The organism is Arthrobacter glycogeni (assembly GCF_054511155.1).
This window is the reverse complement of record NZ_JBTNDE010000007.1, coordinates 111,190-136,437: the sequence shown is the minus strand read 5'-3', so window position 1 is coordinate 136,437 and position 25,248 is coordinate 111,190. Positions and strand designations below refer to the sequence as shown.

Annotated in this window: 21 protein-coding genes and 1 pseudogene; 10 read left to right on the top strand and 12 right to left on the bottom strand. The window is 63.8% G+C overall.

The window, feature by feature from the left end; translation table 11 throughout:
- Nucleotides 1-17 precede the first annotated feature (17 nt).
- The 7 genes from nrdE to ACX80O_RS06935 all read right to left on the bottom strand — a co-directional run bounded on the left by nrdE (nucleotide 18) and on the right by ACX80O_RS06935 (nucleotide 8,796).
- The gene (gene nrdE / locus ACX80O_RS06965) at nucleotides 18-2,117 is read right to left on the bottom strand and encodes a class 1b ribonucleoside-diphosphate reductase subunit alpha (RefSeq protein WP_459308856.1); all 2,100 of its coding nucleotides are present in this window, start codon (nucleotides 2,115-2,117) and stop codon (nucleotides 18-20) included.
- A 74-nt stretch (nucleotides 2,118-2,191) separates the two neighbouring features.
- A complete protein-coding gene (nrdI, locus tag ACX80O_RS06960) occupies nucleotides 2,192-2,704 on the bottom strand; it encodes a class Ib ribonucleoside-diphosphate reductase assembly flavoprotein NrdI (RefSeq protein ID WP_459332976.1) in 513 nt (170 codons plus the stop codon).
- A gap of 31 nt (nucleotides 2,705-2,735) precedes the next feature.
- Entirely contained in the window at nucleotides 2,736-2,990 is a 255-nt protein-coding gene (gene nrdH, locus ACX80O_RS06955) for a glutaredoxin-like protein NrdH (RefSeq protein ID WP_459332975.1), read from the bottom strand.
- 1,120 nt (nucleotides 2,991-4,110) lie between these two features.
- Nucleotides 4,111-5,385, bottom strand: coding sequence for a class I SAM-dependent methyltransferase (locus tag ACX80O_RS06950; protein ID WP_459332974.1), 1,275 nt, complete (start codon nucleotides 5,383-5,385; stop codon nucleotides 4,111-4,113).
- Between the two features lie 17 nt (nucleotides 5,386-5,402).
- Complete coding sequence (locus ACX80O_RS06945) at nucleotides 5,403-6,680, bottom strand: class I SAM-dependent methyltransferase (RefSeq protein WP_459308815.1); 1,278 nt, start codon at nucleotides 6,678-6,680, stop codon at nucleotides 5,403-5,405.
- Nucleotides 6,677-7,405 carry a DUF1365 domain-containing protein gene (locus tag ACX80O_RS06940; protein WP_459308817.1) on the bottom strand — a complete coding sequence of 243 codons (729 nt, stop codon included), beginning with the start codon at nucleotides 7,403-7,405 and terminating at the stop codon, nucleotides 6,677-6,679. Before ACX80O_RS06940 ends, ACX80O_RS06945 begins: the two co-directional genes overlap by 4 nt.
- Entirely contained in the window at nucleotides 7,402-8,796 is a 1,395-nt protein-coding gene (locus ACX80O_RS06935; RefSeq protein ID WP_459332973.1) for an NAD(P)/FAD-dependent oxidoreductase, read from the bottom strand. Before ACX80O_RS06935 ends, ACX80O_RS06940 begins: the two co-directional genes overlap by 4 nt.
- Nucleotides 8,797-8,998: 202 nt before the next feature.
- Between ACX80O_RS06935 and ACX80O_RS06930 the strand changes: the two genes are divergently transcribed.
- A complete protein-coding gene (locus ACX80O_RS06930) occupies nucleotides 8,999-9,922 on the top strand; it encodes a LysR family transcriptional regulator (RefSeq protein WP_459308821.1) in 924 nt (307 codons plus the stop codon).
- Here ACX80O_RS06930 and metE read toward each other — a convergent pair.
- On the bottom strand, nucleotides 9,919-12,234 hold the full coding sequence (gene metE / locus ACX80O_RS06925; RefSeq protein ID WP_459332972.1) for a 5-methyltetrahydropteroyltriglutamate--homocysteine S-methyltransferase: 2,316 nt from the start codon (nucleotides 12,232-12,234) through the stop codon (nucleotides 9,919-9,921). The two genes, ACX80O_RS06930 and metE, sit on opposite strands and share 4 nt — an antisense overlap.
- A 30-nt stretch (nucleotides 12,235-12,264) precedes the next feature.
- Entirely contained in the window at nucleotides 12,265-13,182 is a 918-nt protein-coding gene (locus ACX80O_RS06920; RefSeq protein ID WP_459308824.1) for a methylenetetrahydrofolate reductase, read from the bottom strand.
- A gap of 279 nt (nucleotides 13,183-13,461) precedes the next feature.
- Here ACX80O_RS06920 and ACX80O_RS06915 point away from each other — a divergent pair, with 279 nt between their 5' ends.
- A complete protein-coding gene (locus tag ACX80O_RS06915) occupies nucleotides 13,462-14,580 on the top strand; it encodes an FUSC family protein (protein WP_459332971.1) in 1,119 nt (372 codons plus the stop codon).
- On the opposite strand, the gene ACX80O_RS06910 is transcribed toward ACX80O_RS06915, so the two are convergent.
- Nucleotides 14,546-15,652, bottom strand: a complete 1,107-nt coding sequence (locus tag ACX80O_RS06910; RefSeq protein WP_459308826.1) for an App1 family protein phosphatidate phosphatase — start codon at nucleotides 15,650-15,652, stop codon at nucleotides 14,546-14,548. The genes ACX80O_RS06915 and ACX80O_RS06910 overlap by 35 nt on opposite strands.
- A 52-nt stretch (nucleotides 15,653-15,704) precedes the next feature.
- Here ACX80O_RS06910 and ACX80O_RS06905 point away from each other — a divergent pair, with 52 nt between their 5' ends.
- Nucleotides 15,705-16,439, top strand: coding sequence for a M50 family metallopeptidase (locus tag ACX80O_RS06905; RefSeq protein WP_459332970.1), 735 nt, complete (start codon nucleotides 15,705-15,707; stop codon nucleotides 16,437-16,439).
- Between the two features lie 124 nt (nucleotides 16,440-16,563).
- Nucleotides 16,564-18,063 carry a diguanylate cyclase domain-containing protein gene (locus ACX80O_RS06900; protein ID WP_459332969.1) on the top strand — a complete coding sequence of 500 codons (1,500 nt, stop codon included), beginning with the start codon at nucleotides 16,564-16,566 and terminating at the stop codon, nucleotides 18,061-18,063.
- Between the two features lie 2 nt (nucleotides 18,064-18,065).
- Here ACX80O_RS06900 and ACX80O_RS06895 read toward each other — a convergent pair whose 3' ends face one another.
- Nucleotides 18,066-19,670: a cellulase family glycosylhydrolase gene (locus tag ACX80O_RS06895; protein WP_459332968.1), complete on the bottom strand. Its 1,605-nt coding sequence runs from the start codon at nucleotides 19,668-19,670 to the stop codon at nucleotides 18,066-18,068.
- 178 nt (nucleotides 19,671-19,848) lie between these two features.
- Between ACX80O_RS06895 and ACX80O_RS06890 the strand changes: the two genes are divergently transcribed.
- Nucleotides 19,849-20,124 (top strand): hypothetical protein, encoded by a 276-nt coding sequence (locus ACX80O_RS06890; protein ID WP_459332967.1) that lies wholly within the window; start codon nucleotides 19,849-19,851, stop codon nucleotides 20,122-20,124.
- Nucleotides 20,125-20,129: 5 nt separating this feature from the next.
- Here the strand turns inward: ACX80O_RS06890 and ACX80O_RS06885 are convergent, their stop codons facing one another.
- The gene (locus ACX80O_RS06885) at nucleotides 20,130-21,146 is read right to left on the bottom strand and encodes an NAD(P)-dependent alcohol dehydrogenase (protein WP_459332966.1); all 1,017 of its coding nucleotides are present in this window, start codon (nucleotides 21,144-21,146) and stop codon (nucleotides 20,130-20,132) included.
- A 334-nt stretch (nucleotides 21,147-21,480) separates the two neighbouring features.
- Here ACX80O_RS06885 and ACX80O_RS06880 point away from each other — a divergent pair, with 334 nt between their 5' ends.
- From ACX80O_RS06880 to ACX80O_RS06860, 5 genes and pseudogenes are all read left to right on the top strand, one after another.
- Entirely contained in the window at nucleotides 21,481-22,419 is a 939-nt protein-coding gene (locus tag ACX80O_RS06880) for a 5'-3' exonuclease (protein WP_459332965.1), read from the top strand.
- A gap of 67 nt (nucleotides 22,420-22,486) precedes the next feature.
- Nucleotides 22,487-22,846, top strand: coding sequence for a VOC family protein (locus ACX80O_RS06875; RefSeq protein WP_459332964.1), 360 nt, complete (start codon nucleotides 22,487-22,489; stop codon nucleotides 22,844-22,846).
- A 30-nt stretch (nucleotides 22,847-22,876) separates the two neighbouring features.
- Entirely contained in the window at nucleotides 22,877-23,299 is a 423-nt protein-coding gene (locus tag ACX80O_RS06870; protein WP_459308838.1) for a DUF1801 domain-containing protein, read from the top strand.
- Between the two features lie 373 nt (nucleotides 23,300-23,672).
- A complete protein-coding gene (locus ACX80O_RS06865; RefSeq protein WP_459332963.1) occupies nucleotides 23,673-24,209 on the top strand; it encodes a hypothetical protein in 537 nt (178 codons plus the stop codon).
- Between the two features lie 30 nt (nucleotides 24,210-24,239).
- Nucleotides 24,240-25,091: pseudogene (locus ACX80O_RS06860) on the top strand (PQQ-dependent sugar dehydrogenase); the annotation flags it as partial.
- Nucleotides 25,092-25,248: the final 157 nt, after the last annotated feature.

The following is a 25,248-nucleotide window of genomic DNA, read 5'->3' as shown; positions in this document are numbered from 1 at the left end:
ATATCAACCGATATCGGTTACAACATACAGCTGACGCAGCCCTCCACCTCAGTCCCTTCCAGCGCGAGCTGGCGGAGACGGATGTAGTAGATGGTTTTGATGCCCTTCTTCCAGGCGTAGATCTGGGCCTTGTTGATGTCACGCGTGGTGGCGGTGTCCTTGAAGAACAACGTCAGCGACAGGCCCTGATCCACGTGCTGTGTGGCGGCCGCGTAGGTGTCGATGACCTTCTCGAAGCCAATCTCGTACGCGTCCTGGTAGTACTCGAGGTTGTCGTTCGTCAGGTACGGCGCCGGGTAGTAAACGCGGCCCAGCTTGCCTTCCTTCCGGATCTCGATCTTCGACGCCACCGGGTGGATCGACGAGGTGGAGTTGTTGATGTAGCTGATCGAACCGGTCGGCGGCACCGCCTGCAGGTTCTGGTTGTAGATGCCGTGCTCCATCACCGAAGCCTTCAGCGCGCTCCAGTCCTTTTGGGTAGGAATGTGGATGCCCTTGAACAACTCGGCAACCTTCTCCGTCTGCGGAACCCATTCCTGGTTCGTGTACTTGTCGAAGAACTCGCCGGAGGCGTACTTGGACTTCTCGAAGCCACCGAACGTTGTGCCGGTCTGAATCGCCAACCGGTTGGACGCGCGCACTGCGTGGTACACCACCGAATAGAAGTAAATGTTGGTGAAGTCCAGGCCCTCTTCGGACCCGTAGTGGACCCGCTCACGAGCCAGGTAACCGTGCAGGTTCATCTGGCCGAGACCGATGGCGTGGCTCTGGTCATTGCCGCGGGCGATCGATGGTACTGAAACGATGTTGGACATGTCCGACACCGCCGACAACGACCGGATAGCCGTCTCGATGGTCAAACCGAAGTCCGGCGAATCCATGGTCTTCGCAATGTTCAGCGAACCCAGGTTGCAGGAGATGTCCTTGCCGGTCTCGTCGTAGGACAGATCATCGTGGTACGTCGTGGGCTGCGAGACCTGGAGGATCTCGGAGCACAGGTTGGACATGATGATCTTGCCGTCGATCGGGTTGGCCCGGTTCACCGTGTCCTCGAACATGATGTACGGGTAGCCGGACTCGAACTGGATCTCCGCAAGAGTCTGGAAGAAGTCGCGGGCCTTGATCTTGGTCTTCTTGATCCGGGCGTCGTCAACCATTTCGTAGTACTTCTCGGTGACCGAGACGTCGGAGAACGGCATGCCGTACACCTTTTCGACGTCGTAGGGCGAGAACAGGTACATGTCCTCGTCCTTCTTCGCCAGTTCGAAGGTGATGTCAGGGATCACTACGCCGAGTGAGAGGGTCTTGATCCGGATCTTCTCGTCAGCGTTCTCACGCTTAGTGTCGAGGAAGCGGTAGATGTCCGGGTGGTGCGCGTGCAGGTACACGGCTCCCGCACCCTGGCGGGCTCCCAGCTGGTTGGCGTAGGAGAAGCTGTCCTCAAGAAGCTTCATCACGGGGATAACACCCGAGGACTGGTTCTCGATCTGCTTGATCGGCGCACCGACCTCGCGGATGTTGGTCAGCGCGAAGGCCACACCGCCGCCCCGCTTGGAGAGCTGCAGCGCCGAGTTGATGGACCGGCCAATGGACTCCATGTTGTCTTCGATGCGAAGCAGGAAGCAGGAGACCAGCTCACCGCGCTGGCGCTTGCCGGCGTTGAGGAAGGTGGGGGTGGCCGGCTGGAAACGACCCTCAATGATCTCGTCGACCATCTGCAGCGCCAACTGCTGGTCGCCGCGGGCCAGGTGGAGTGCCACCATGCAGACGCGGTCCTCATAGCGCTCCAGGAAACGCTTGCCGTCGAACGTCTTCAGCGTGTAGGAGGTGTAGAACTTGAAGGCGCCAAGGAACGTCTCGAAGCGGAACTTCTTTGTGTACGCGCGCTTGTAGAGGTCGCGGATGAAGTTCATTGAGTACTGGTCGAGGGTTTCCCGCTCGTAGTACTCGTTCTTCACGAGGTAGTCGAGCTTCTCCTCGAGGTCGTGGAAGAACACCGTGTTGTTGTTGACGTGCTGCAGGAAGTACTGGTGTGCAGCCTCGCGATCGGCCTCAAACTGGATCTCTCCGTTGGGACCGTAGAGGTTCAGCATGGCGTTGAGCTCGTGATAGCCCATGCCGTGGAACCGCTCAAGCTGAGGTGCGGCGGTGCCGCCTGCTCCCGTGGTCTCTGTCTCTGTCTCTGCAACAGTCATATCCAAAACGCTTCCAATCCTTGGGCTACGCGGTCAACGTCCTCGGACGTTCCCATCAGTTCAAATCTGTATAGAACGGGTACCCCACATTTGGCGGCGATGATGTCCGCCGCCAGGCAGTAGGTTTCCCCGAAGTTGGTGTTCCCGGCGCCGACGACGCCCCGGATCAATGATCTGTTTCCCTCGTCGTTGAGGAACTTGATCACCTGTTTAGGTACTGCACCCCGTCCGGAGACGCCTCCATAAGTGGGGAGGACCAGCACAAACGGCCGTAGTGCTTTGAGCGTCGGATTCCGTGTCAGCAGCGGCATTCGCGCAGACTCCACATCCATTGCTGCGTCCAGCTTCTGCACGAACCGGTGGGTGTTATCCGAGGACGACGAGAAATAGATCAGCCGGGCATTGGTCACTCCGCCCGGTTCGCCAGGAACCGGTGCGGTTGGTGAGGTGTCCACTGCTGTGAGGGTCATGTCCGGGTGGATGCTTCCCGACGACGGCTCGCTGGCCATCTGGTCGAGGAGAGATCCGTTTCCTCTCAGATCAGGCGACCGAGCTGACCGATGCATGGCTCAGTTCGGCCAGTTCGTTGATCTTGTCTGGGCGGAACCCCGACCAGTGGTCCTGTTCGGTGATGACAACTGGGGCCTGCATGTAGCCCAGCGCACGGACCCGCTCCAAAGCAGCTGGATCCTGTGAGATATCCACACTTTGGTAGGTGATGCCCTTCTTGTCCAAGGCCCGGTAGGTGGCGTTGCACTGTACGCATGCTGGCTTGGTGTAAACCGTGACGGTCATAGTCCCTCTCCCCTTGTAATTCTTAGCTTGTAATCGACGCATATTCAGGAATTGGAGGGCTTCAAAAAGCGGGCTGTCCGGTGGTGTTCCGGGCTGCTCCGCCTATGCCTACCTTGCCAGCGGTTCGATATATAAATACTACATCTAGTGCAAACCGATGGATGCGACCCCAAGATGATGTATTACAAGTATGTCATTCATCGGTGAGTTAGTCCACAGATAATCCACAAGCGAACCCCTCGAAAACGCGCGGAAACCGGCCAATCCGTGCGCGTCATCCACACCCCTGTGGAGTACTTGCACACAGGAAAAATACCTCTGTGTCGCGTGTCATCGGCGTGTCGCGGTTCCGTGGGCTAAGTGTCGGTAACCCGCAGTGCTTGGTGGCGAATGCCCATAGCCGCGAGCCGACGCCAATGAGGAAGTCGGTCGCCGCAGGTGGGGCGGGGCCGCCGTGGCCACTGGGCCACCGTCGTCGTTCCCTCGCCCCCACCGCCACCGGCCAACGCAGCCATCGGCACCCTCCCCACCGCCGTCACCGAACAACTGCGCAGTACTGGCGAGTGGGACCGCCCACAGACAAAACTAAAGCGCAGCTCTCGTGGGTGCGACCGCCCCGCACCCACCAGAGCTGCGCAAAAGACTGGAGGGAGCCCAAAACGGCGACGCCGCACCCACCACACCTGCACACATGAGGCAGACACCAGAGCGATCAGCCCCACGGATCAACCGGAGCTCGCCGGATAGCTGAGCCGACGCCAATGAGGAAGTCGGTCGCCGCAGGTGGGGCGGGGCCGCCATGGCCGCTGGGCCGCCCTCGTCGTTCCAACGCCGTCGCCACCGGCCAACGCCGTCACAGCCACCGGCCAACGCCGTGGCCGCCATCGGCACCCTCCCCACCGCCGTCACCGAACAACTTCGCAGTACTGGCGAGTGAGACCACCCACAGACAAAACAAAAGCGCAGCCCTGGCGGGTGCGACCGCCGCGCACCCACCAGACCTGCGCAAGACATTCAAACCCCGCAGAAATGCCTCGCCCACGGGACCGGGAGCCGGAGAGTCCGAGCCAGGGATTCCCAGCCCAAGGGACCGAGCCCACGAACGCGAGCCCGAAGAAACCTAGCCGAGCGGCTTCTGGGACAGAATCTGGTCCACTCCCATGCGCCCGTCGCGGAAGGTCATCATCGCGCCGACCAGGTAGAGGCGCCAGACGCGGGCCACTTCCTCGCCCATCATGTCGACTGCCTTGTCCCAGTTGGCGTCAAAGCGGTCATGCCAGGCATCGATGGTGCGAACGTAGTGCTCCCGCATTGCCTCGACGCCGAGAATTTCGAAGCCGGCGTTCTCGATCAGGTTGACCGTGTCTCCCACCGCCCGCATATGCATGTCGGGGGCGATGAAGGATTCGATGAACGGTCCGCCACCCGGATGCTTCCCATGCCGCGACATTTGCTGAATCAGCACCTTGCCGCCCGGCCGCACATTACGGAACAGGGTGGAGGTGTAGGTACCGTAGTTCTCTTCCCCGACGTGCTCCCCCATTTCCAGGGAGGCGACGGCGTCGTACGGTCCATCGCGGACGTCGCGGTAGTCCTGCAACCGAATTTCCACCCGGTCCTGCAGCCCACGCTCTGTGATGCGCTCGTCAATAAATGCCTTCTGCTTTCTGGAGATGGTCACGCCGGTGACCTTCGCCCCGAAGTGCTCGGCAGCGAACAGGCTTAGCGAGCCCCACCCACAGCCGACATCGAGGAACCGCTGGCCTGGCATCGTGTCCAGGCCGATCTTGCGGCAGACCTGGTCCAGCTTGTCCCGCTGGGCGTCCTCCAGGCTGTAGTCCTGATCGTCGGACAGCCAGTAGCCGCAGGAGTACGCCATGTGGTCGTCGAGGATCAACTGGTAGAACGCGTTGGACAGGTCGTAGTGGTGACTGATTGCCTCACGGTCGCGAAGCAGGCTATGCAGCCTGCCCTTGATTTTTGCCTGCGACGCCGGTGCGGGCAGCGGCGTCCCAAAAACCCCCAGCTCGCGGGCCAGCTTGGTCAGCTGCAGTACGAGGGTGGGGGTGAGCTTGGGCATCGTCAGACCCCGCATCGCCACAACGCTCCACACATGGGTCAGCGCAGCCTCGAGCGAGCCGGGCACGTCGATCTCGCCGGTGACATACGCCTGCGATGCGCCCAACTCCCCCGGGCTCCAGAGCAGCCGACGCAGCGCGTTGGCGCTGTTGATCTGCACCTCGGGCTGATCAGACGGCCCGGCCGTGCTGCCGTCCCAGGCGCGCAGGTGAACGGGCAGTTCGCCGCCCACGATGGGTTCGAGGATGCGCGCCAGCTTGCCGGCAATACCCCTATCGATGCTGGCGGCCTGGAGTGTGGATTCTGGGTGCGTCAAAGGAATGCTCCTGATGGTTACGGCCGGCGGTCAAAGATGAGCTGCTGCACATCGAGGTACCCGGACTGGAAGCCGGCCCTCGAATAGCACAGGTAGAACTGCCACATCCGCTGGAAGACCTGGTCGAAGCCCAGCGCCGACACATCGTCGGTGTGGGCGAGGAAACGTTCCTCCCACAGGCGCAAAGTCTGCGCGTAGTGGTCACCCATCGACAGCCGCTCCCGGACCCGCAGGCTGGTGTAGCGGTCGGTGATGTCCTCGATCGCCCGCACCGAAGGGATGAACCCGCCCGGGAAAATGTACTTGTGGATCCAGGTGTAGGACCGGCGGGTCACCATCATCCGCTCGTGGGGCATGGTGATCGCCTGGATGGCCACCCGACCGTCGGGCGCCAGTAGCCGGTCAATGGTCTGGAAGTACACCCCCCAGTACTCGTAGCCGACGGCCTCGATCATTTCCACCGACACAATGGCATCGAACTGGCCCTCGACGGCGCGGTAATCCTTCAGCTCGACGGTGATCTGATCCGACAGACCAGCCTCGGCGATGCGCCGCTCGGCCAGCTCCTTCTGCTCACTCGACAGGGTGACCGACACCACCGTGGCGCCACGACGTGCCGCACGAATCGCGAGTTCGCCCCAGCCGGTGCCGATCTCAAGCACCCGGGTGCCCACGCCGACGTCGGCCTGATCCAGCAGGCGGTCAACCTTGCGCTGCTGGGCTTCGGGAAGCTCATCCCACCGGGCATCGAGCAACTGCGGCCCGTTGGCGTCGAACAACGCGCTGGAGTAGGACATGGTGTCGTCGAGGAACAGTTTGAACAGATCATTTGAGAGGTCGTAGTGCCGGGCGATGTTGGACCGGGTGTTGACCTTGGTGTTGCGCTCCTTGCGGGGCGGCTTGGGCAGGTACAGCCCACGGAGCTTCTGCAACGGCACCGGCACCAGGTGGGCCGCCTGCGCGGCGAACACCTGCATCACGTCGGTGAGGTCCGACGCCGTCCAGTCCTGCGCCATGTAGGCCTCACCGAGACCGATCAGCCCGTTGTCACCGAGCCGGGCGAAAAAGTCGACGGGCCGGTGAATCCGCATTTCGGGGCGGGGTCCGCCGCCGGGTGCGCCGAGGACTGTGCCGTCGTCGTACACCACCCGCAACTGCAGGCGATTGACCGCCGCCGCGAAGATCTTCTCCGCGAGGGCAGCAGCGACCTTGTTCCTCGGGCCCGACGGTACGTTGGCGATACCGGGCCAATACTCCGGATCTACGTCTTCCTCGGAACGGACAAGGGTACTCATCGAACTGCCTCCTGTGATTCATGGTGCGGACGGGTGCGGACTGGCAAGCGACGCATCCAGAGTTTAACTCCCTGCCACCGGATCTGCGCAGCCGCGCGGAGTGGTGCAACAGGGATAGCGGTGATCATGCGGACAACATTGCGGGTGGTCGCTGGCAGCCGCTGCTGCGCCGCCATCGTTGCAATGAAAGGGGACTGGTCCTCCCGGTGGAGGGTGATAGCGATCTTGAGGCGCTCGTCAGGCTCCGGGACGCGCATCTCATAATTTCCCGAGACGTCGTTAAACGGCGACACATAGAACGCCTTTTCCGTCTCCGCCCGGCCCGACTGATCGGGGTCCAGCAGGTAGCAGTGCCGTTCCCCGTAAGTGTTGTGCACCTCGGCGACGACGGCGGCCAGCGATCCGTCGACGCGGTGGCACCAGAACAGGCTGAGCGGGTTGAACACGTGACCGAGCACCCGCCCGCTGGCCAGCATGGTCACCCGGCCGCCGTCGTCGTCGATCCCCTGGGCCGCAAGATAGGCGGCGACGTTGGCACGGATGGAGCGCTCCGGATCGCCCAGGTGGTCGGCCGCGGCGAACACGGCGAACGGTCTGAGCAGCCGTGGGAGCTGCGGCAGGTCATCGAGGTCAACGAACCAGCTGTAGCTGCGGTAGGTGAACTCGTTACGCAGTGGCGTCCGGCGCACATGCCGGATGGTCGTGGGGTACAGGGCAGCGGTCATGATGGGGCATCCACCAGCGCTGCGTCGAGGGGCTCGGCGTCCCAGGAGCCGCCCAACCGCTCCGCCGCGCGCAGTCCGGACAGCGCCCCATCCTCGTGGAACCCCCAGCCGTGATAGGCCCCCGCGAACGCAATACGGTCGTCGCTGAGCCCGGCGAGACGACGCTGCGCGGCGAGCGACGACGGCGTGTACTGAGGGTGCTCGTAGGTCATGGTGCGCAGCACAGCCGACGGCGCAACCTCGTCGCCCTCACCGAGGCTCACCAGGAAGCGGTGGTCGGTGCGCCCTTCGAGCCGCTGCAGCCGGGTGAGGTCGTAGGTCACCAGCACCCGGTCGGGGCTCGCCTCACAGGACGGCAACCGGTAATTCCAGGAGGATCGTGCGGCGTCGGCGCGCGGCAACACCGATTCGTCGGTGTGGAACAGGGTGTGGTTGATGGAGTACGGCATGTCACCGAGCACCGCGGCCTCCAACGGCCCGGCGTCGCCCAGCATGGCGAGCGCCTGGTGCGGGTGGGTGGCGATGACGGCCGCGTCGTAGGTCTCTGACGCTCCATCAACGGTGACGACGACGCCGTCACCCACCTTGAGCACCTGGGTCACTGGTGCGCCGAGCCTCACGTCGTCGAGGTGTTCAAGCACCCGGCTGACGTACTCCCCCGAACCACCGGTGACGGTGCGCCACTGCGGTGAGCCCTTGATGGTGAGCATCCCGTGGTGGGACATGAACGTGAAGAGGTACCGCGCCGGGTAGGTCAACGCCGTCGCCGGGTCGCAGGACCAGACGGCGGACACCACCGGGGTCATGAAGTGAGAGATGAAGTACTGGCTGAACTGGCCCTTGGCGAGGAACTCCCCCAGGGTCATGCCGTCGCCGGCGGTCGTAGCCTCGGCCGCGCCGTCGTACCCGCCGGTTTCCTTGAGCAGGGCCCGGGCATCACGCTGGAAGCGGAGTACCTCGAGCAGCATCCTGAGGTACCTCCCGCGCCGGAGCACCCCCGGCTGGGCGAAGACCCCGCGCCGCCCCTTGGCGCCCGCATATTCGAGGCCGCAGCCGTCGCACCGCACGGACATGGTCATGTCCGAGTCCTGGGTGGGGACACCCAATTCGCCGAAGAGCCGCAGCAGTGTTGGGTACGTCTTGTCATTGTGGACAATGAACCCGGTGTCCACTCCCGACGTGGTGCCGTCGGCCATGGGCATCTGGTGGGTGTGGGCGTGGCCGCCCGCGCGGTGGTCGGCCTCGTACAACGTGACCGCATGGTGACGGCTCAGCACGTAGGCTGCTGTCAGCCCGGCAACACCACTGCCGACGACGGCGACCCGGCGCCGGGGAAGGGTCTCGCCCCAACCGGCCACCAGTGGGTCAGTGTCATGCTGCTGCTCGGTCATCTGCGCTCCTCCGCGTGGGTTGAGTGACACCGCCGCCCGAACCGATCTGACCGGGCTAACTCGTCACCACAGGCCTCCCAGAAGGAAAACGCCTGTTGTAAATATAGTTTGGTAAGAGTTCGGAGACGGACGATTCCCGGATTGGTGCAACGGATCGGGCCAAAAGGCATGATTGAGGCTTCAACTGACGAAAGGATTGCCGGTGGTCAACCCAGTACATTTGCGCACCCTCCTCGAGGTGATCCGTCTGGGCTCCTTCACTGCGGCGGCGTCCCGGCTGGGTTACACGGCGTCGGCGGTGTCACAACAGATGTCGGCGCTGGAGCGGGATACCGGAGCCACCCTCTTCGAGAGGTCGGCACGCAGCGCTGTACCCACCGAGGCGGCAGTCGTCATGTCACGTCATGCGGCGAAGGTGCTCACCGACATCGACGCGTTGCTGGCGTCCACGGCGCGGGCCGAGGCCGAGTCCACCCAGGAGCTGCGGCTGGGAATTTTTCCGAGCCTGGCGACCTATGCCCTTCCCCGGTTGCTCGGCACCCCCGAATGGCGGCGGCTGGGGATCAGCCTGAAGGTGTATGTGGCGGAACCCGGCCAGACCATCCAGGGGCTGCGGACCGGCGGTGAACTGGATTTGGCCCTGGTGTTCCAGGTCGGCCAGGGCGGTCTCGCCTGGCCGTCATCGGTCAGCCGTCAGTGGATTGGGGACGACAATTTCCGGGTGGTACTCCCGGCCGCGTGGGGGATCCGGCCGGGAGCCGCGGTCAGCGCCGACCAGCTCTCCGACATGCCGTGGATCATGCACCACCCGGGGACCTCCGATGCCACAGTGATCGAACGCCTGTTCGCCAGCTGCAACCTGCATCCCCGGGTGGTGGCGTACTGCGACGACTTCCATGCCAGCCTCGCCATGGCCGCTGCCGGGTTGGGTGCCGCCCTGGTCCCCGACCTGGCCATGACTCACGGCCCGGCCGGGGTGGTGGCACTCGACGTGCCCGAGATTCGCCTGGCGCGTAGCATCTTCGCCCTCCAGATCAACGACAAGCAAACCACCAGGGTGCAGCTCTTCATGGACCAGCTGGCTGGGATCCTCAAGGCGCAGAGCATCGAACCGATCCGCCGTTAGAGCTGTGCCCGCACCCGGGCGGCGGCATTCACCAGATTGCGCAGCGACTCGGTAGTCTCCGCGTAGCCGCGGGTCTTCAGCCCACAGTCGGGGTTCACCCACACCTGCCGGGCCGGAACGTGCCGGACCGCCTTCTGCACCAATTCGGCCACCTCGTGCTCAGTAGGGATCCGGGGCGAATGGATGTCGTATACCCCGGGGCCCACTCCCCGGCCGAAGCCCTGCGCCTGAAGATCAGTGACCACTTCCATCCGCGAGCGCGCCGCTTCAATCGACGTGACATCGGCGTCCAGTCCATCGATGGCGTCGATGACGGCACCAAATTCCGAGTAGCACAGGTGGGTATGAATCTGGGTTGCTGGTGCGGCGCCCGACGTCGCCAGCCGGAAAGAGTTCACCGACCAGGCCAGGTAGTCGGGTTGCAACGCCTTGCGTAGCGGCAGCAGCTCGCGCAAGGCCGGTTCATCGACCTGGATGATGCGAATCCCTGCGCTCTCCAGATCGGCCACCTCATCGCGGAGTGCGAGCGCCACCTGGTTGGCGGTCTCCCCCAGCGGCTGGTCGTCCCTGACGAAGGACCAGGCCAGGATGGTGACCGGTCCGGTGAGCATCCCTTTGACCGGCTTCCCGGTGAGGGATTGAGCGTAGTCGGCCCACTGCACGGTGATGGCCTGCGGACGGCTGACGTCCCCCCACAGGATCGACGGCCGCGTGCACCGCGACCCGTAGGACTGCACCCACCCGTGCACGGTCACCTCGAACCCGTCGAGGTTTTCGGCGAAGTACTGCACCATGTCGTTGCGTTCCGGCTCGCCATGCACCAGGACGTCCAACCCGAGCTCCTCCTGCAGTGCAATGACCCGCGCGATTTCCTCGCGCATCAACAGCCTGTACTGCGCGGCTGTCAGGTCCCCCCGGTGGAAGCGGGCGCGGGCTGACCGTACCTCGGCGGTCTGGGGAAACGACCCGATGGTAGTGGTGGGAAGCACCGGCAGCCGTAGGGCGGTCTCCTGCGCCGCGACCCGTTCCTGATAGGTGGCGCGGGTGAAGTCCGACGGCGTCAGCGCACCCAGGCGATCCCGTACCTCGGGGCGGTGCACTCCCGTGGCCCCGGCCCGGGATGTCAGGATCGCCGAAGCGGTCGAGACCTCCGCGTCGATCAATCCGGCGGGTGACCCGTCGACCAACCGGGACAGGGTGACCACCTCGGCCACCTTCTGGTCGGCGAAGGCCAGCCAGGACCGCAGCTCGGGGTCCAGCTGCGGTTCGTCGTCGACGTCGTGCGGCACGTGCTGCAGCGACGTCGACGTTGCCACGCTCACCCGCGCCGTCATCCCGCTGAGGGCGGCGAGCGTACCGGCGGCGGCGGCCAGATCCGTCTTCCAGATGTTGTGCCCGTCCACCACTCCCGCCACCAGAGTGGTGGTACCCAGGCCGGCAAGGTCAGCTGCGGCGGGAAGTTCCCCCTTGAAAAGGTCCAGATGCAGGGCGTCCAGGCCGGTGGCGACCAGTACCGGCAGCAAAGGCCCGGGTGAGCCGTACTGCGTGGTGACCAGCACCGCGGGCCGCTCGGTGACCGCCGTGATGAACCGGTAGGCGCTGTCCACTGCTCTGGCCACATCGGCGACGGAGACCGTCTGGTCCACCACGAGGGCCGGCTCTTCAAGCTGTACCCACTCCGCTCCGGCGGCTGACAGCTGGCCTAGGAGCTCAGCGTAGAGCGGCAGCAGGTCATCGAGGCGGCTCAGCGGGTTGAACCCGGTCGGCGCCTCATCGGCTGCTTTGCTCAGCAGCAGGAAGGTAACCGGGCCGATCAGGGTCGGACGAACCGTGATCCCCTGAGCTGCGGCTTCGGTCACCTGCCGGAGCGTCCAGTCGTTGGCGAGCATGAACGGCGTGTCCGGGCCGATCTCGGGAACCAGGTAGTGGTAGTTGGTGTCAAACCACTTGGTCATCTCCAGGGGCTGCCGCCCGGTGTCGCCGCGGGCCAGGGTGAAGTAGGCGTCCAGCCCCAGCCGGCCGCTATCGTCGGACAGGTCCTGGAACCGGGCTGGCACCGCGCCGAAGGTGACAGCGGTGTCGAGTACCTGGTCGTAAAGGGAAAACGAGGCTGGGATCGCTGAGGTGGCCTTGCCCAGGCCGAGCGCGGCGAGCCGGGTGTAGCTGGCCAGGCGGAGCTCGCGGGTGATGCGCTCAAGATCCGCGGCGGTGCTCGTGCCGGCCCAGTAGGACTCAACGGCCTTCTTCAGTTCGCGGCGTGGGCCAATGCGGGGGTAGCCGATAATGGTGGCTGCGGGGAATTCACTGCTCATGGTGGTGGGTCCTTCGAAAGGGGGAATGGATCAGGCGGATTGGCTGAGGCCGACCGCTGGCGGACGGCTGAGCTCCAGCCGATCCAGGACGTCCAGTGCTGCCGCGTGTTCGTTGAAGGTGTAGATGTGGATGCCCGGGGCGCCGTCGTCCAGCGCCGCGTGTGCCAGGTTGACGGTGGCCCGCACACCGATGCGCCGGCGGCCGGCGTCGTCGTCGGCGTTCCTGAGGCGATCCACCAGCGACGCGTCGATCTCGACGCCGGCGAGCTCGCTCAGGCGCTCCAGTCGGCGCACACTGGTGAACGGGATGACGCCGGGGATGATGGGAATTTCCACTCCAGCCCGGCGCGCGGTCCGCAGGAGCCTGCTGTACTGCTCGGGAGCGAAGTAGACCTGGGTGATGGCGAAGTCGGCGCCGGCCGCCTGCTTGGCGAGGAGCACCTCGATGTCATGCTCAAGGCTCGGCGACTCAGGATGCTTGGTGGAATACGCTGCCACTCCCACCGCCACCTTCCCCGCGCATAGCTGTGCTGTCCTGAGCCGTTCAACTTGCCGGATCAGCTCCACCAGTTCGTTGGCGTACTGCAGTTCGCCCTCGGGAAGCGTGCTGTCGCGGGGTTGATCCCCCCGGAGGGCGAGGATGCCCCGCACACCGCTGGAGATCAGCTCGTCGACCAATTCCATCAGGTAGGTCCGCGAATTTCCGACGCAGGTCAGGTGGGCGAGGGGCTTGAGGGAGGTCTCGTCGAGGAGTCGTTTGAGGAGGCCGACGGCGGTGTCGCGGTTCGACCCTGAGGCACCGTAGGTGACCGACACGAAGTCGGGGCGGGTGTCCTCGAGTGCGCGAATGGTCCGCCACAGGCCGTTTTCCGCCTGGGCGGATTGGGGCGGGAAGAGTTCGTAGGACAGCGCCGGGTAGCTGGGTGGGGGCGGGAGAGGCAAAGACATTTGTGTCCAGTCGTTAGGTCACCGTCGGGGCGTGATCGCTCCGTTGGGTGAGATAAACAGAAGGAACGCAGCTCCGAGTCCCGGCACAGCGCGGCCGGGCCGCTCTGGAACTCCTGCGAACAAATGTCAGGCCCACATGGGGGCACCCACACTCTCCGCTGGAGAGTCGCTGACCCGTTACTGAAGTAACTTGATGGCTACGCTACGCCGTCCATCCCGCACCATCAAGTATCTTTCCCCAGATTTCCTACCCGCCCGAATGCTGGGACAATAATAAGCATGCTGAAAAACCTCTCAGGCGCCCGCTTGCTGACCGGCATGGGCGGACTGGTCCGACACAAGCGGCTGATCCTTGCGGCCAAGTCTGCGCTTGCCGCGTCGATTGCCTGGCTGATCGCCCTGCAGGTTCCGGGCGTCGCCTCCGAGTACCCGTATTACGCGCCCCTCGGCGCGGTGGCGTGCATGTATCCGACCATCGCTGGCTCCGCCCGGCAGGGGATCCAGACCCTGGCAGGGCTGGCCATCGGGTTCGCCCTGGCGTTTCCCGTCATTTTTTTGGGGGACCGCTCGGTGCTTTCGGTGGCCCTGGTGGTGGGCATCGGCGTACTGGCAGCCGGCCTGCCGCGCATCGGCGCAGGGCGGGACTGGATTCCCATTGCCGGACTGTTTGTGCTCCTGCTGGGCGGCGACGACCCAGACGGGTATTCGTTCGGGTACCTGCTGCAGATGCTGGTGGGAGTCACCGTGGGGCTGGTGGTCAACATGCTGATAGCCCCTCCCCTGCACCTCAACGGAGTGGTCGCCGGACTCGACAGCCTCAGGTCCGCGCTTGCCCTGCAGTTGCGGGATATGGGTGCAGCCCTTGAGGAACACTGGCCGCCCGAGCACAAGGATTGGGCGGACCGGCAGAACAAGCTCACCACGTTTAGTAGGGAGGTGCGCACGGCGGTTCAGCTGGCGGACTCCAGCCGCCACGGCAATCTCCGGCAATACCGCCACAAACGGGACCTCGCTGCCGATTTCCACTCCCTGCAGTCGATGGAGCGAATCACGTTCTATGTCGAAGACATGACCGAGCTGTTATCTGACGTCATCTGGCGTTCACCGGACAGCACTCCGCTGCCCGAACCTCTCGGACCGCCTCTCGCAACTGCCGCGACCCTCACGGCCTCGGCAGTTCAGGACTGGGACACCACCGGACCGTCAATGATTAAGGCGGAAGCCGCCGTGGAGGACCTGATGCGGCAGGTCAAACGTGTCTCATCCGACGAACGGATCGAGGCGACGGCGGCGCTGGGCATGGCGCTGCGCCGCATCCTGCTGACCATTCGCGCCGACGCGGGCCCTCAGGACCAGGACAGAACTACTCTGCCGGCCCCTGAAAAGAGCGGTCAATAATTCCCAGTTCCGCCAGCTGCGCTGACATTCCGGCGCCGTCGGGCGCGTAGACCCATTCGATGGCGGGTGTGCGAGACGACGGTTTGGCTTTGGACCGGCCACCGGCCAGAACAGCCTCGCTGATGGTGAGCTGGCGGATCGCGATAGCCCGCACGTTCTGCGGGTAGTGCTCCGCGAAATCGGCGTAGATCTCTTCATCATGCTGTCCGTTGTCGCCGATCAGCAGCCACTTGATATCGGGGAACTCTGCGGCCAGCCGTTTCAGCGAGCTTCGCTTATGCTCGGGCCCACTACGGAACCACCGGTCCGGGGTGGGGCCCCAGTCGGTGAGGAGTTTCGGGCCCGCCGGGTACAGGTTCCGTGAGAGGAACCTGGTGAGCGCCGGGGCGACATTCCAGGCACCAGTGGAGAGGTAAAGCACCGGGGCGCCGGGCACCTGCCGGGTGATTCGCTCCAGCAGCACTGCCATTCCCGGCGTGGCAGCGCGCGCATGCTCATCGAGAACGAAAGTATTCCACGCGGCAAGAAAGGGCCGTGGCAGGGCCGTGACCATCACTGTGTCATCAATATCCGACACAACACCGAAGGTCGTGCCGTCCTCGACGACCCGCACTGGCGACTCCGCAATAGTGCCATCGGCCGAGCGCAATGCAATGGTGTGCCACCCCGGCGCAAGATGGGCGTCGATCCGTGCATCGATGATGCCGCCCCGGTCGGCGGTGACCTCGTGAGTTTCGCCGTCGACCTCCACGGTGACCTTCGCGTGCCGCACCGGGGCACTGGTGAAGTTGCGCCAGCCGCGGATGCCTTCCTTGATGGTCTTGAGCACTTCACCACCACTGATCGGCGTCATCTCGTCTGGATTAGCGAGCACCACGCGTGCCAGGACACGGATCCACGTGCCCGACCCGTAGCCGGTGTAGGGGATGATCGTCTCCACATGGCCTCGCTTGAGGGCCAGATTGGTCTGGACTGAATGCCAGGCGTCGTCGATGCGCATCCCGACATGGGTGCGTTCCTTGACTCTGTCGCGGTGGGCCTCTGGCTGACTTGGTCGGGTGCTCGATGACATGGGATCAGTCTTTCACGCCGGCGCGCCCGGGGCGGTTCAGTAGGGTGGGGGCATGATCGAGACGTGGTGGACCCGGATCCTGGACGTGTTCGCCCGGGCTACCCCTCCGGACATCGCCTTCATTGAACTGACCATCATGGTGCTTGCCGCTGGAGCGCTCTCGCTCCCCCGCTCGATCTGGCGGTATTTCGGCTTGTTCACCACCCTCGTCCACGAACTGGGGCACGCCTTCGCGGCGCTCATGACGGGTCGGGTACTGAAGGGCATCACCCTGACGATGGATCATGCGGGTACGACGACGACGATGGGACGACCTGGGTGGCGCTCCGCCTGGGCGGGTTTCTGGGGGTACCCCACCCCGGCCGTGTTCGGGGCGACGCTGGCGTGGGCCGGGATCAACGGGTGGGGACCTGCGGCACTCTCAGTTGGTGCGTTGATCCTGCTGGCCGCGTTTCTGTTCATCCGTAACGGCGGTGGGCTGCTGATCCTGCTGGTCACCACCGGTGTCTCGCTGATCCTGGTGGTGGCATTGCCGGAGCAGTTAGTCGGCCATGTTGTAGTGGCGCTCGGAATGGCGCTGCTGGTCGGCTCGATCAGGGATCTGGGTAAGGTCACGTCGGTGCATCTGCGACGCCGCCGGGAACTGCAGACATCCGACGCCTACCTGTTGTACGGCAGCACCGGTATCCCTTCCCCCGTCTGGCTTGCGCTCTTCGCCGTCGTCATTGCCGGGTCGTTCATGTGGGCGTGGGTATCGCTCTCCACTTCACCACAATTTTTACGTTAGATCGAGTGAGGTAGACGGTTTCCGGTCGGATTGGGGCTACCGTTAGGATGCCACATTGATCGTGGCGCGGACGCGAAGCGCGTTCCTGGACTGATTCGAGGGCATTCTGGTGGTATCCCAGCGGGTGAGAGCTGTTCTCGGGGCTTTTCCGCGCGGTTCGAGACTCCCTGATCCTGCCTGGCACCTCCGCCACCGGCTCATCCTTCTCTTTGCAGTGGTCTCGGCCGGGATAGTTAGCCTCTTTTCCCTCACCCAGCAGACCCCGGTCTGGCTGGCATTGGTGCAGGGCGCCGCTCCAGCCGTCGTCGCACTTCTGGCATGGAAAGCCCCCGTGGGGAGGCGCTTCAGCGCGTCGCTCAGCTCGGCTTCCCTGATGGTGATTGCCGCCATGGTGGTGCAGATCAGCGGCACCATCGAGGCACACTTTCTATTCTTCATCCTGGTGCCCGTGGTTGCGCTGTACGAGGATTGGGCCCCGCTGGCCACTGCCTCGTTCCTGGTGCTGGGTCATCACGTGTTACTGGGTGTCAGCATGCCGACCACCGTCTACAACCACGGCGCGGCACACGAGCAACCACTTATTTGGTCGCTGATCCACAGCACCCTGTTCTTGGCGATGTGCGCGACGAGCATTGTTCATTGGACCATCCATGAGCGTGCCCGCCGTGAGGAGAATACGCTCCTCGACCGGCTGGCGTCCCAAGCTCTCCATGACCCCCTGACGGGCCTTGCCAACCGGACCCTGTTGCACGACCGCCTGGCGCAAGCCCTCAGCATCGGCCAACGGACCGGTGCGCCGGTCATGGTGCTCGCCGTCGATATTGACGGCTTTAAACCGGTCAATGATTCGTATGGCCACGCCGCGGGCGATGCCCTGCTGGTCGAGCTGGCGCGCCGCCTTGAGTCCTGTATCAGGGCCGGTGACACCGCGGCCCGCTACGGCGGCGACGAGTTCACCCTCCTGCTTCCCGGGACAGGTAGCGACGAGGGCGCGGCGATGGCTCAGCGCATCCTCGCCGCTGTGAGGCCACCGGTTGAGTTGCTCGGGATTCGCCTGCACATGAGCGTCAGCATTGGTATCGCCGTCAGCATTCCTCATATCCTGGGCGGGGTCCTTCTCCAGGAGGCCGACCAGGCGATGTACTCGGCGAAGCACAATGGCCGGGGCGGGTTCGTCATCTTCGACAAGACCCTCGGCGCCGGAGCGCTGGGCACCCTGGTTGTCCACACCGACCATGCACGTTCCTGGGCCGCTTACACCCAGTCCCTGCGCTCGGAGATCGCCTCAGCCAAAGAGCTGGGCCAGATTCCTGAACAGACCCGCGGACCGGAAACGGCGCGGCGTACCCTAGAATCGATCATCGCGGCCATCGAGCTGTTGCCGAAGGGTCAGCAGACCGCGGGCCTACAGTTGCCCGATCGAAATGCCCTGGAAGAGTTCGTGTTCCATCACGATCTGGTGCAGCACTGGGCCGACACGCTCCGTGCCAGTGCAACAATCCGGGCCGAACGCACGCCCGAAGCCGATCTCTTCTGGCGGGTACTGCGTCAGTCGGCGCTCAAAGACGAAGCCGGCCCGGTCGCTGATACTGACAGCATCCGGGCCGGCCACTCACCCAGCTAGGGCTATTTCGCCGTCACCGTGACGATGGGCTTGACGGGCGGCTTCGACGCATTGACCTGAAGACCGATGGTCGCCGTCTGCCCCTTTTGCAGGCTCTGGGTCCAGTCGGAGCCGACACAGGTGACCGACTTCTTCGGCACCGAGGTGCACTTCATGCCCCAGGAGTTGGCAATGCCGATGACCTCGGGATCGGTGAACGTCACCGACCAGGTGCTTACGTCCCGCGCCGCCTTGACCGCGATGTTGGCGACGTAGCCGCCGTTCCAGGAACTCTGCAACGACCACTGGGCGGTGACCGCTGTTGAGCCGGCCCCTGGCACGGGTGTCGGAGCCGGTGTTGGTGTTGGAACAGGAACCGGTTTGGTGGTTGGCGCTGGCGTCGCGGTGGGCACGGGCAGTGCCACGGGCCGCAGGATCGGCTTCAGGGCAGCGAGTTTGGCGGTTTCCGGGGTGCGCCAGTCGGATTTCAGCAGTCCGCCGGTGTCTGAGCTGTTGGGATTGAAGGACCAGTAGGCGAAACTGGTTTGATTCGTCGCCAGGTAGCTGACGAGCTTGCTCATCCATTGCTTATCCGACGTGGTTTCGAGTTTCGAGCCGAATTCGCCGACAAGCACCGGCGCAATCCCCTGCCGGGAAATGTAGCCCCAATTAGCATCCCAAATACCATTCAGGTTCGCAGGATAATTGGGCGCCGAGAACCATTTCTGTGGATAAACCGATGCCGGGTAATCGTGGGGCGAATACACCACCTGGTGAGGGACGGTCAGCTTCACCGGCTTCGTTGCCACATCGGCGAGCCCTCCGCCCCACCAGGTCCACGAATCATTGCCCTGGGCTTCGACGCCCTCAACAATGATCAGGAGCCTGGGATTGACCGACTGGACGGCCTTCCCTGCACGGGTAGCCGCGGCGTGCCAGTCATGGGCAGGGTTGGAACCACCCCACCGCGCTGCGCCATGCGGCTCGTTATGGAGGTCAAAGCCGATCACTGTTGGCTCGTTCTTGTACCGGGTGGCAAGCCTTTTCCAGTCGGCAATCCAGGTCGCTTCGCTGTACCGCGGGGTGTACCACAGCTCCGACTGGCTGTCGGATGACGGCCGGTGACGGTCGAGAATGACATTAAGTCCGAGGGCCCTGGACTTGGCGACAAACAGGTCCATGACCTGTTGTGGGCTCTTATTCAACAGCTCGGGGTTGGCATAGAAGTTGGTGTCCGAGCTGACCTTCCCCGAGGTGATGCACTGGTTGGAGAAGGGTAGGCGGATGGTGTTGAACCCCATCGACCTAATCTGCTTCAGGCCATCATCGAGTTTGATGGTCCACAGCCCATGCGGAACGCAGTCCGGTGTTTCGAGCCCAAACCAGTTGGCTGCCCTGATGACATAGGGCTGGTTGGCCGCATCGCGAATGGTGCCACCCTGCGTGTGCAGCCACCCCGACCCCTTGGGGGAGACGTCAGCGGCCCGCACCTCGCTGAGTACAGACGGCGTTGCCGCGGGCGACGTCACTCCACACCCAGCCACCGCCAGCAGCACCACAACTGTAGGGATAATTGCCCTCAAAAGACGGTTGATGGGCCCAGGGGTCCGTGCAGCTTGCTCCACCATATGATTTGAGTTCCTTCTACGTAAGAACAGCTGCGCCCCAATAATCCAAGATGAGAATACGCCAATAATCCGGTGTGACAGTGCCCGCCCGACACCAGATGCCATCCGGTGGTTGGCGCCGGCGCCACGCAACACAAAGGCTCGGGTATTCTGTTGGGTGTAGAAAGGGGTGTACGCCATGGAATTTTCGAACCACGACGATTCTCCCGCCGTCGACTATTACGCTTGGCCGCGGCCAGTTAACCCTCGACTTTTGAAAATTATGAAGACTGTGCTCGGCGCCGCCATGGTCATTGTCCTGCTTACCCAAGTGGTTCCGGCGAATCTCCTCGGCGGCCTGTCGAACCACTTCTTCACTATCCTGCTTCTGCTTTCCTGGGCAGGTCCTGCGCGGCGCATGATGCGCCGGCGTACCCCGGGCGGCCGAAACTCCCAGACCACCGATGAACCGTGACCCAGCTACATGGTGATCGCCAGTTTTCCTGAGACCTTCCCCTGCTCCAGCAGACGCATAGCCTCGGGCACTTGACTCACTGGGTACGTTCCGCCCACCTGCGGGGTGACGGCGCCCCCTTCGATCAGGCTAGCCAGGAGCTCCAGGTCAACCGCACGTTCCTTTGCGACGAACATTTTCAGGTTCTGCCTGATGAACGGCGACAGGGCAACCCCCAGTAGTTGCCGCCTGATTCCGATCCAGTCGCCGCCCCCTTCACCTCCGATGATGACGGCCGTCCCGGTGGGCGTGAGTGCGCTGCGAAGCCGGCGCAGCGAGGAGCTGCCCCCGGTGTCGAGGATCAGATCGTATTTCTGCGGACCTCTGGCGAAGTCCTCAGTGGTGTAGTCGATGACGCGGTCGGCCCCGAGGGACCTGACAAAATTCACCTTGCCGCTACTGCACACCCCGGTTGTTTCGGCGCCAAAGTATTTTGCCAGCTGGACGGCGTAACTGCCCACTCCGCCTGAGGCTCCGATCACCAGCACTGACTGTCCCCGCACCAGCCTGCCGATTTCCCTCAGCCCCTGCAGCGCCGTCACAGCAGACACCGGGACTACTGCTGCCCGTTCAAAGGAAAGGCTGGGCGGCTTGTGGGCGAGCTTGTCTGCCCTGGCCACCGCATACTCGGCGAACGCCCCGGCGCCGAACCCGAAGACCTCGTCCCCGGGCTGGAACCCGCTGACCTCTGAGCCGACCTCAGTGACGGTCCCGGCCAACTCCAGCCCGGGGACTTGCTGTCGTGGCGTCCGTAAACCGAAAACGAGGCGTAGCAGGTAGGGCTTCCCGGTCATGATGTGCCACGCTCCCCTGTCCACTCCGGCGGCATGCACCCGCACAAGAACCTCATGAGGCGCCGGTGTGGGGCGGGTCACCTGTCCGAGGGTCAGTACCGAGTCAGTCCCATACCTACGCTGCACTACTGCCCGCATCGCCGCGCCCTCCGACGGGGTACCATCCTGTTGCTCCTCCCTGGTCACCATGTCCGACTCCATTCCGAGGTCTATCCGTTTCCCAAAGGGATACGGAGATGACTCTCCGTGCTAGCTGCGACGATCGTATCGTACTATGTACGAAAATGCGATAGAGTCGCTGCACTATGGACCCGATCTAGCTGGTGGAGCGGGAATCGCAGCAGTGGCCACCCGATCGCTTGCGAAGGAGTTGGGCATCAAGCCCTGTCGCTCTGCTATCACCACTGGGCACGTGCTCACATCCGGCGACAACTTCTGCGACTAGCTCGAGGTCAGGCTAGACCTGGTTCTGGATGCGCTGAAGGCCTGGAGTAGCGATACCCGTCCGTGAGAGGATCACGGGGTGGCTAACCGACTGATGCTCCTCGATACCGCGTCCCTCTACTTCCGTGCGTTTTACGGATTGCCTGACTCCCTCAAGGCTCCCGACGGCACCCCGGTGAATGCCGTCCGCGGACTGCTCGACATGATCGCGCGGCTCGTTAGTGACTACCAGCCAACCCATCTGGTCGCGTGTTGGGACGACGACTGGCGTCCCGCCTGGCGCGTCAACCTGATCCCGAGTTACAAAGCGCACCGGATGGTCAGTGCGGTGGACGGCGGCGTCGACGTCGAGGAAATGCCGGAAGGGCTGGTGGCCCAGGTGCCGGTGATCCGTGAGATCCTGGCCGCCTTCGGGATCACCGTAGCCGGGGCGGCCGAGCACGAGGCCGACGACGTCATCGGCAGTCTTGCCGCACAGGCTGACTGCCCCGTCGATATTGTGACCGGCGACCGGGACCTGTTCCAGCTTGTCGACGACGGCCGGGGCGCGCGCGTGATCTACACGGCCCGTGGGATGAGTCGGCTGGAGGTTCTCACCGACGCCACAGTGGTCAGTAAATACCGGGTGTTGCCCGGGCAGTACGCGGATTTTGCTGCCCTTCGCGGAGACTCGTCCGACGGCCTGCCCGGCGTCGCGGGGATCGGCGACAAGACGGCCGCCAGCCTGCTGCAGGAGTTTGTCGACCTGGACGGGATCATCAAGGCAGCAAACGACGGCGCCTCAGCCATGTCCGCGTCGATGCGGGCCAAAATCACCCAGGCCGCCGACTATCTTGGGGTGGCACCGACCGTCGTCAACGTAGTCCGGGATCTCGACCTCGGCGAGCTCGATGCGGCCATTAGACCCCTCGATCCCAAACAGCTGAAGCACATTGAGCAGCTAACCTTGGATTGGGCCCTCGGCGGATCCTCGGGGCGCGCGCTTCAGGCGTTGGGGAACACCCCGACAGCCGCCTGACCTTCTGGCAGTGTGGTAGCGACGCTTGCCCCTTCATTTGGGCAAGGAACAGCAGTAGGCTTCCGGCATGGCTATCGCACGCTCCCCCAGTGTCGTCATCGACTGTCCCGATGCTACGATCCTCGCAACCTTCTATGGAGCACTACTCCGGTGGACAGTGGACGCCAACGACGGGTGGGCGGACATCCGCCCCGACGATGGCAGTAACTGCATTTCTTTCCAGCAGGTGGACAATTACCAACCGCCACGCTGGCCAGATCAGGCGGTCTCGCAACAAATGCACTTCGACCTGATGGTCGAAAACCTCGACGAAGGCGAGGCTGTGGTGCTCGGTCTGGGCGGAACGAGGGCCGACGTCCAGCCTGGCACAACCTTCCGCGTCTTCCTCGACCCGGCGAACCATCCGTTCTGCCTGTGCGTCGAGTGAGCCGGTCACCGCAATGAGGACACTGGATCCATGAGTGAGCCTGCTCTGTCCCCCACCGGATCCGATCCCAACGACTTTGTTGCCGCGGTGCCGCACCCCGTACGCCGGAGAGACGCTGAGGTGTTGCTGAGCATGATGGCTGAGATCACTGGTCAACCAGCAGCAATGTGGGGGCCCTCCATCATCGGTTTCGGGAGCTACCACTACCACTACGGGTCGGGCCGCGACGGGAATGCGGCAGCAGTAGGCTTCTCACCCCGCACGGCGCATCTCGTCCTGTACGGGCTCACCGACGGACCAGCCTCAGAAGAGTTGCTGGACCGGCTCGGCAAACATAAACGCGGGAGCTCCTGCATCTACGTCAACAAGTTGGCCGACATCGATCTGGACGTCCTCAAGAAGATGATCCGCGACGGGTACGACCACACCACACAGGACCCGCCGGTTGGATAACGGTTAGCTCACGCGACCAGGTCGTGCTCTGAAGTGGCGAATCGGATCTGTTCTGCAAGTGCTCCCGGGTTGCGACGCGCCGGGTCGAGCGATCGCGGACCGCGACTGCCGATCATCGCTGAGCCGGTCGACTCGCCGCAGTCGGCTTGCTTCCGCGCGCTCTTTCCGTGTTGGCTCGCAATCGCCTGCTTCGGCAGAGTTTTTCCAGGACGCCGATGCCCTTTGGGAAGGTTGACAAAGTTTCGGCGCAGGACTAGACCTGCTTTTGGGGTCTAGCATCCCTGAGCCTTCTATGAGCATCCGAGGAACGGTAGTCGATGACGCCCCCTCAGGCGGCACCCGTCGCCTGAGTAGCTTCATGAGAGGATTCCTCATGCGTCACCAATCACCAAGCCCTCGCCGCTCCTCGCGGCGCCCGCGGCTTGCCCGGCTGACCACCGTCGCTACTGCCTGGGCGGCCATCTCTGCGCTCGCCCTCAGCTCGGCGTCGGCCGGCGGCGGCGAAAGGATCGGCGACCCCGTCCCCGACGTGCCTCAGGGCCCCGTAAATGTCGGGCTTGCGCTCGTCACCACCGACGTGACCGCACCACTCGCAGGGATCACCGCACCAGGGCAGAGCCGCAAGCTCTACATCGTCGACCAGATCGGACAGCTCAAAGAACTCAGCATCGACGCCCCTCGTCCCGTAGCGCACCTAGCCACCATCCTCGACGTCAGCCCACTGCTGGTGGGCCCCAGGACGCCACGGACGAGCGGGGATTCCTCGGCGCGGCCTTCGCCGCCGATGGCCGGCTCTTCACCTACACTTCCGAAGCATTCAACCCAGCCGTGCCGGCCACCTTCCCACTGCCTCCTGACCCGCCCGGTCCCTGCGATCTCTCGGGCGCCGTACCCGACCATCGCAGCGTGATTCGAGAATGGCGCCCAACCGCAGGCCAACCACAACGCGGGCGACATGCACTTCGGTCCTGACGGCATGCTGTACATTGCGTTCGGTGACGGCGGCGGCGCAGACGACCAGAATTGCCAAACGAACTTCGACGGCGAACCGATGTTCGGCCACGGCGCCAACGGCAACGGGCAGAACCCCAAGAACCCGCTGGGTGACCTGCTGCGGATCGACGTAAACGGGACCAACTCCAGCAACGGCCAGTACGGCATACCAGCGGACAACCCCTTCGCTACCACACGCCCCGCGGGCCAGATCCCGGAGCTTTTCGCGATGGGCTTCCGCAATCCGTTCAGGTTCTCCTTCGATGCCCGTGACTTCACCTCCGCCAACACCGGAACTCCTGCCCAGGCCTGGGTCGGCGACGTTGGCCAGAACGACGTCGAGGAAGTCAACGTGGTCTCCGCGGGCCGCAACTACGGCTGGCGAGTCCGGGAAGGCGGGTTCCTGTTCAACCCCAACGAATTCCAACTCAAGGGTGCACGCTCCGACGGATTCGTGTTCGCTCGAACGACCAGCAACGCGACGTTCACCGACCCAGTGGCCCAATATGACCACGACGACGGCACCGCCATCATCGGCGGGTATGTCTACCGGGGCACAGAAGTCCCCGCCCTTCAAGGCGAGTACGTATTCGGCGACACCTCGCGTCGGCTGAACAACGCTCACGGTAGGCTGTTCGCCACTTCCGGCTCCAAGACAGGGGCCCACCGAGTCGTCGAACTCCGGGACGAGCCTCTGGACGTCCAGCTCATCGGCTTCGGTCAGGACGAGGACAACGAACTCTACGCATTGGTCTTCGAACCGGGTGTGTCTGGTCAGATCCACCAGATCACCCGCTGACGAATTCCCGCCACCTCTCGGACCTCCCGGTCCTAATCTAGACGTGGGAGGTCCTGCATTTACGTCGATAAGTTGGCCGATATCGACCTGCACTCCCTCAAGGAGATGATCCGCGACGAGTATGACCACACCACACAGGACCCGCCCGTTGTATAAC